The 7912-nt window shown below is 33.5% G+C and carries 4 protein-coding genes; all 4 read right to left on the bottom strand.

Annotation, left to right across the window (positions count from 1 at the left end; all coding sequences use genetic code 11):
• Positions 1 to 1687 precede the first annotated feature (1687 nt).
• The 4 genes from O9307_RS05640 to corA all read right to left on the bottom strand — a co-directional run bounded on the left by O9307_RS05640 (position 1688) and on the right by corA (position 7639).
• Positions 1688 to 2911 (bottom strand): porin, encoded by a 1224-nt coding sequence (locus O9307_RS05640; RefSeq protein ID WP_298296181.1) that lies wholly within the window; start codon positions 2909 to 2911, stop codon positions 1688 to 1690.
• 96 nt (positions 2912 to 3007) lie between these two features.
• Complete coding sequence (locus O9307_RS05635) at positions 3008 to 4204, bottom strand: acetate kinase (RefSeq protein WP_298296179.1); 1197 nt, start codon at positions 4202 to 4204, stop codon at positions 3008 to 3010.
• Positions 4205 to 4427: 223 nt separating this feature from the next.
• Positions 4428 to 6521 carry a phosphate acetyltransferase gene (pta, locus tag O9307_RS05630; protein ID WP_298296178.1) on the bottom strand — a complete coding sequence of 698 codons (2094 nt, stop codon included), beginning with the start codon at positions 6519 to 6521 and terminating at the stop codon, positions 4428 to 4430.
• A gap of 47 nt (positions 6522 to 6568) precedes the next feature.
• The gene (corA, locus tag O9307_RS05625) at positions 6569 to 7639 is read right to left on the bottom strand and encodes a magnesium/cobalt transporter CorA (protein ID WP_298296176.1); all 1071 of its coding nucleotides are present in this window, start codon (positions 7637 to 7639) and stop codon (positions 6569 to 6571) included.
• Between the last annotated feature and the right edge of the window lie 273 nt (positions 7640 to 7912).

The following is a 7912-nucleotide window of genomic DNA, read 5'->3' as shown; positions in this document are numbered from 1 at the left end:
GCGTTTGGAAGGTTTTCCTAATAGAAAAGGTCGTGTAGTTTTGTCAAAATCTTTACAAAATTCATCTACAATAGAAAAAATATCAGTAATTTTATCGAAACAAATCATAAGGTAGAATTTAGTTAAATATTTAATTGTCAGGGATTTAAACATACTAAATTTTACCTTTTTGTGCAATATTTTCAACCCAAATTATTAATCGAGTTCAGGTTAGTAATTAAAATATTGAACATGCACATATCATTTAAAAATTTAAATTTCCATCCAGACAATAAGTCTCTTTATTTACAAAGGCAACATATTAAATATTATAATCTAATGGCTACAGATAAATAAGATTACCTACAAAATAGGATGTGTTTTTATACTATTGATGAACAAAAATTTGAGAATATAATCGTTGAAACCTTTTTCCTCATAACACAAGCATCTTGTAAACAGAATGATCATAATATATCTTCAAAGGCAAAAAACATTTCTAATCCAGAATATGCATTTTATTTCTTCAAAAATCACTAATGCTTTAGATCCAGTGTTTAAACTTTTCTCTTTGAAAGCAAGAATGAAAATACATTTGGTCATTTTCTATACTCTAATTGTCAAAAAACAGACCACTTAGAAAAACAGTAAGCCAAACCAAAATTGTACATCTAAAATTTAGTGTGATTTTTAAAAATCGTAAGCGAGGGAGTGAAGATATACGTGCTATGCAAACACTAGCAAAACAAAGAAATTATATTGGCAAATGAGGTTGTTTTTAGAATTACAATTCTTAACATTTTTTTTATCTAATTTAGAAATGTTGTTACCGTAAAGCTCAACACAGTTCTTTTTTTTGGAAGAAATTCCAAAAAACGGAATTAGGTTTGGTAAATGAATCGCTTCTAATTACAAACTTTGAAGCAAATCAAAATAATTATCTTTGAAGAGTTCCTGCAATGATTTTAAAAGGAATTTGTAGTAGCCAAGATGGTTTCAGTTCTAAGTCACCAACCACTAACTTTGCTTATACCTTATACCTTAAACCTAGAATTTACATTAGACTTCGTTGCGAAAATGAGTTGTTCAATAAAATACGGAGCTCACGGACTGTTTTGGAGATGTAATAGTCTGTATTTTGAATTTAAAAATAGGAGAGCCAAGCAAAGCGTAACTTGAACTCCTACTAAAATACTAACTCGTGAAAAAAGATCTTGGTTTTGAAGTAGACATCGAAGATTGTACTTGAACTAAAAAATAATAGCACAAAAAATAGTGAAGTAATTTAGTTATAGTAGATTTCTAAGGCGATACCTGCGTTATACATATTCACTCTTCCCAAATTAATAGAAAAGCATTGCAATAAATTGTTGCAATTAATGATTCTTGTCGATTTTTTAGCAAGTATTTAATTGAATTTTGTACGGAGTCTGATATCCTTTGGAGTTAAATTTGGAAATCGCTTACTTAAATTTGAATATTCCTTTTCTACGGTAGCCACGTATATATCGTCATCAATCAAGAAGCAATACGATATCATATAAGGAAAAGTACTTTTTTCAAAATAGTGATTTTATCCTCAAATTTAATAGGTTTTTAACAAAAAAGCTTCTGAATTCAGAAGCTTTTTTTATCTAACGAATAGGATTGTAGAATTTATATTTTTATAAAATAATTTAGTATTCAATTCAAAGTTAGCCAGCTACAATTAAATCCCAATTTCTACCTGAAAACGAACGTACCAATTATTTTTAGAGGTTCCATCATAATACTTCAAGGTATCATAATTGATTTCACCTTGCAATTTAAAGGTATGCTGCCAAAAATACTTGGTAACACCTAAGCTCACCTCTTTTGTATTTGGAGTTAATTGTTTGATGTCGTCACCTACCTTTTGAGTAGAATACCTTCCGATAATTTCATAATTAGTCGGGAAACAATAACTCAATTGATAATCGAAACCGTGCCCTACAAATACATATCGTTTTTGGGTTAAATCTTTTGGATTGTAAGTAATCGCATTTTCTGGTGTTGACCTTGACATATAACTACTCATTGCTGCCCAGCCGTTGTACTTAAACATCATATCAAGTAGAATTGAGTTCATTGTTCTTTTTTCATACAAATCATTACCTAATTGTCCTTGTGTTCTTTGCGCATTCTTATTGTGCTGATACGCTCCAGACAACAGCAATTTTGGTTTCTTTTCTCTTAAAATATCGCCTTCAAAAGTAGTTCCGTCTTTAGAAAATGACCCAAAAGGAAACAATTCTACTTTACCAGTAAATGCCACGCCTTGATCTACTTTATTGGTTACATTTCTACCTTCTCCTGTGCTAATGGCTCCTTTTAAATTATAAGAAAACTTATTTTCATGCTCATGAATGTTATGAATTTGAAACCCAAAATCACGATCTAAAGTAAACTTGGCATTATTGATGGTTCTATCCGTTAGCTGCAAAGCTCCTGATGAATTCACACGTTGTCTATTGCCTGGTAATTTGGTCTGTCCAAAACTGAAATTCCAATTTTTATTGGGTCTATAAATTAAAACCGCATCTCTAATAACATTCAAATTTTCTCCCTCGACAATCTCTCCGACATCACCAGGTGCAAACGACAATTGAATAGCATACAAAATCTTCGGAGAACCCACATACCCATCTAATCGCAAACGCAATCTTTTTATTTGCGCATCATACCCACTTATGCCGTCCTCATTATCCATAAAACTCACCCGATTTTGCATTCTAAATCTAATATTCAATTGATACAAACTATCAGGCGACGTCATACCAATCCCTTTTCCGAAACTATAATAAGGAAGCGTTGATAACTTTAAGTCATTATCTCCTTTTGGTTTCTTTGGAGTTTCTTGACTAAAAGCGGTAATACATGTCAACAAAATAAAAAATGAAAAAAATGATTTCAATGGATTTTTTTTTAAATAAATAAACAACAGTTCTTACAGTAAGAGCGCAAATATACTTTTTAAAATTAAAAAAGTATCTTACATATTTGAGATAATTTAGCTTAGTAAATCATACACTTGATTGGCAATTTCTACCTCCTCATTGGTTGGAACCACCAATATTTTTGTTTTAGCACTTGGCGTATTTATTTCTCTGATTTCTTTAGAGCGGATGCTGTTTTTTTCTTGATCCAATTCAAGACCAAAATATTCCATATCAGCACATACTAATCGACGAATATAATCCGAATTCTCCCCAATTCCGGCCGTAAAAACAATAGCATCCAAACCATTCAACACAGCGGCATACGAACCAATGAATTTTTTAATTCGGTACGCATTCATGGCTAGAGCCAATTGACATTCCTTATTACCCGCTTCAGCATTACTTTCTATATCTCTCAAATCGCTGTAGCCTGTTAGGCCTAACATTCCGCTTTGTTTTTGCAGCAAAGCATTCACTTCATCTGTAGAGTAGCCCAACGATTTTACCATATAAAAAATCACCGATGGATCCACATCACCGCTACGAGTTCCCATAATCAATCCGTTCATCGGTCCAAAACCAAGCGTGTGGTCTAAACTTTTTCCGCCTTTGATAGCCGTCATGCTACATCCATTTCCTAAATGAATGGTAACAATTTTATCTGCTTTATGGTTGGCTTTTTGTGTTAAATACTGAATGGCTTTTTCCGAAACATACTTGTGGCTAGTACCGTGAAATCCGTAAGCACGTATTTTATTTTCGGACAATAAATAATTTGGAATGGCATATTTGTAGGCTTCAACTGGCATTGTTTGATGGAAAGCCGTATCAAAAACCGCCACTTGTTTGGCCGATTCAAAAATTTGTTCTGCCACAATAATCCCTTCTAAATTCGCGGGATTATGCAACGGAGCCAATTCAAAAAGCTGACGAATTTGATCCTTAACTTCGGTTGTAATTTCAACCGTATTCGAAAAAGAACTTCCTCCGTGCACCACCCTGTGTCCTACCGCTTTAATTTCTGAAGTAGACTGAATCACCCCAACTTTTTCATCCATCAACAACTGCGCAATTTTTTGCAATCCTATTTTATGGTTCGCAATAGGCAACGACTCCACAATTTTATTCGTCGCTGTGGTATAGGTCAAATTAGAAGTATCCAACCCAATTCGATCAATCATTCCACTACAAATTACCTTTTGTTCTGGCATTTCAATCAATTGATACTTTATCGATGAACTTCCTGAATTTATAATTACAATTTTCATATATATATACAATTTTACTATTTTGTTTGTCTTACCACTAAGCCTATTTATTTCATTTTTTGAAGCGGCAAAAATACGCTTTCTTGTGGTCAAAGTCCCGTCATCCATTACACCCGAGCGATAGCGAACTGACGAAGTAATCTTTTACCCCTAAAAAATCGGGGCAAAAGGATTTTCATTCCTACCGGGGCTAAAAGGCAACAACTTACCTTTTGGTATGCAATTACAATCCTTGTGCTTGTATGGCTGTAATTACCACCGTATTGATGATATCATCTACCGTACAACCTCTACTCAAATCGTTCACCGGTTTGTTCAATCCTTGTAACATTGGACCAATCGCTAAGGCGCCAGTTTCTCTTTGAACCGCTTTATAGGTGTTATTCCCTGTATTCAAATCTGGGAAAATCAAGACACTGGCTTGTCCTGCAACTTGTGAATCTGGCATTTTGCTTTTACCCACACTCATATCTACCGCAGCGTCATACTGAATTGGTCCTTCAATTTTAATATCAGGACGTTTGGCTTTTACAATTTCGGTAGCGGCTCTTACTTTCTCCACTTCATCCCCTTTACCAGAAGTTCCAGAAGAATACGACAACATTGCCACTTTAGGGTCTATACCAAATGCCAAACTCGAATCCGCAGATGAAATCGCGATTTCTGCTAATTGTTCTGCGGTTGGATTCGGATTAATCGCGCAATCTCCAAACACCGAAACTCTATCTTCTAAACACATAAAAAACACAGACGAAACCACAGATGAGTTAGGTTTAGTTTTGATAAATTGAAGCGCTGGCAAAATAGTGTGTTGCGTAGTATGTGCCGCTCCCGAAACCATTCCGTCAGCATGTCCCTTGTACACCATCATCGTTCCAAAATATGACACATCTTCCATTAAATCCCTTGCCATTGTAATCGAAACATTTTTGGCTTTTCTCAGTTCAAAATACGTGTTTACATAATCCTCATAATGCTCTGATTCTTTTGGATTTACAATAGCAACTTTATCAAAATCAAAGTCTAAACCAAGTTCTAGCACTTTGCTTTCTATTTGTTTTTTATTTCCAATGATGGTAATATCGACCACATCAATTAGCTGCAAACGCGAAGCCGCTATCAAAATTCGGTCATCATTACCTTCTGGCAACACGATATGTTTGCGGTGTTTTTTAGCTCGTTTTACCAAATTGTATTGGAACATTTTTGGGGTAATTCCATCTGATTCAAAAGTGGTAAACTTTTCTGCCAAAGCATCGATATCTACATATTTTTCAAAAGTAGCAATCGAAGTTTCGATCTTCTGTGTATTATTAGCATAGATCTTCGACTTAATCGCACCTATTTGATTCGAAATATTATAAGTCCCAGCCTCAACGGTTAAAATTGGTACCACAGATGAAAGTCCTTCAATCAATTTCAAAATACTTACTTCAGGCATAATATTTCCTGTCAAAACAATGCCCGAAACCGAAGGATAATTAGCCGATTCATTGGCTTGTAACGCCCCTAAAATGATATCTGCTCGGTCTCCAGGAGTTATAATCAAAGCGTTTTCTTTGAGATGCAACAAATAATTATGCAATTGCATCGCACCGATACTGTAGCTTCCGGTTTGATTGTTTAAATATTCGTGACCAAATAACACCTTGGCTCCAATTTCGTTTACAATCTCTTGCACCGTTGGGTTGTTCAAACTAGAAATTAATGGAATGGTATTGATGAGCACCGAACTTGGTAAATTCTTTTTCAAATCATTCGTTACCAACTCTATGTTTTCGGGCTGTACTTTATTAGCAATTACCGAAATCACTTCAACGTCTTTTACCTTGAAAGTATCATAAGCCAAATACAAACTGTCTACCAATTCGTCGAGTGTTTTACCAATTCCGGAACCTATAATTATGGTTGGGATTCCTAAATTTTTTGCGATAAGAACATTAATTCCCATTTCTATAGCTGTTCCTTCTCCAATAAAACTGGTGCCTTCCACCAAAACAAAATCGAACTTTTCTTCTAAAAGCTTGAATTTTTCGATGATTACATCCAGCACTTCCCCAATCTTTCCTTTGTTCTTTTTCTTGATTAATTTGCTCTTGGTAAAAGCATAGGCCTCCTCGAATTTCATATCCAATCCAAAATGAGAAATTACGGTTTCGATATGATTATCAAATTGTCCTTCTTGAAAATCCTCAATAATGGGTCTAAAATATCCTACTTTTGCAGTTTTACCTATTAACAACTGCATTAATCCTAAACTGATAATCGACTTACCACAATTTTGCTCACTAGTGGCTATGTATATTGCTTTATTCATTGTAATTACTTTTAATCATTTTCTTATTTTATATTTTTCTATAAATTCTAAAACCAACGCCTTTTCTTAAAGTAAACGACCATCGCAATTCCTATCGCTAACATCAATAATAGCACATAGAAATAACCATTTTGATAATGTAATTCAGGTATGTTATCAAAATTCATCCCATAAACGCCTACTATAAAGGTCAGTGGTATAAAAATGGCCGACACTATAGTTAGCGTTTTCATAATCTCATTCATTTTGTGGGATTGCGTCGTAAAGAAGAAATTAGAAGCACTTTCTAATAACCCCATATCCGAATCAATTTGCTCTAAAAGTTCTAATGTTTTTTGGTGTAAACGAGCAAAAAACACAAAACTATCTGATTGAATTACATTAAAAGTATTATCTTCTTTTATAGTTTTTATATCATACAATGAATCGCGAAGTGGCAAAATGGCTCGTTTTAAAAAATTAAAATTATCCCTATGTTTTTCGATTTGTTCCAAAATTATGGGATTCGAACTAGTTTTGGATAAAATCATAATCTCTTCCAAACGATCTTCTTCATTCTCGATGGTGATGTAGAAATTTTCCATTACAGCATCGAGTAAGGTGTACAAAAGATAATCGTTTTTTTTGGTTCGCAAAATAACCGAATTCTGTCGAATGCGATCTCTAATATGGGAAAAGAAGTCCGATCGTTTTTCTTGAAAAGAAATCAACAACCCATCTCTTAGCAAAAAACTAATTTGCTCTACGCTTAAGTTGTCTGAATGCTCGGTTGGCAATATCGATTTAATATTAAAAAACAAACGATCGTGTGTTTCTTCTAGTTTAGTGCGTCGAGAAGTATTCAACACATCAGATAATACATAATTATCAATAGAAAAATGAGAACCTATCGCTTTAATCAATTCTAGATTGTTCAATCCATGAATATTCAACCAATTGTTTTTAGTAAAATCTACTAATCTGTTCAAATCATTTATTTCAAAATCTACATATTCAGAAAATCCAACCGAATCATAAACAAAGAGTTGCATTTCAGACTCTTTGTTTTTATGAATTCCTGTATATTCTAGTCCGTTTGGCTGAACTTTTCTTCCTTTGCGGTACTTTATTTTTCTCATGAATGGTATTTATATAGTAATATTACGAAAAATAAATTAATATTTATTTGAGATCAAGAGATTTACCTCCTACAAATTCAAAATTGATCGCCCCTTTACTTCTTATTTTTTTGGCAAAAATAAATTAAAAAAAGAGGATAGCTTATGAGAAAAATCATGTTTTTTCACCAACCTGTAGCTGTCGAAAATAATTGTTAATTTTTAAATTTTAACTTACAAAAACGCGCTTTTTTTGTTTTTTTTTAATACGTTTGAAGCTAGAAAACTATTTAA

Origin of the sequence: Flavobacterium sp. (assembly GCF_027531905.1) — a bacterium.
In the GTDB taxonomy this organism is placed as follows: domain Bacteria; phylum Bacteroidota; class Bacteroidia; order Flavobacteriales; family Flavobacteriaceae; genus Flavobacterium.
The sequence above is the reverse complement of the archived record's forward strand: the minus strand, read 5'-3'. Positions and strand labels throughout refer to the sequence as shown.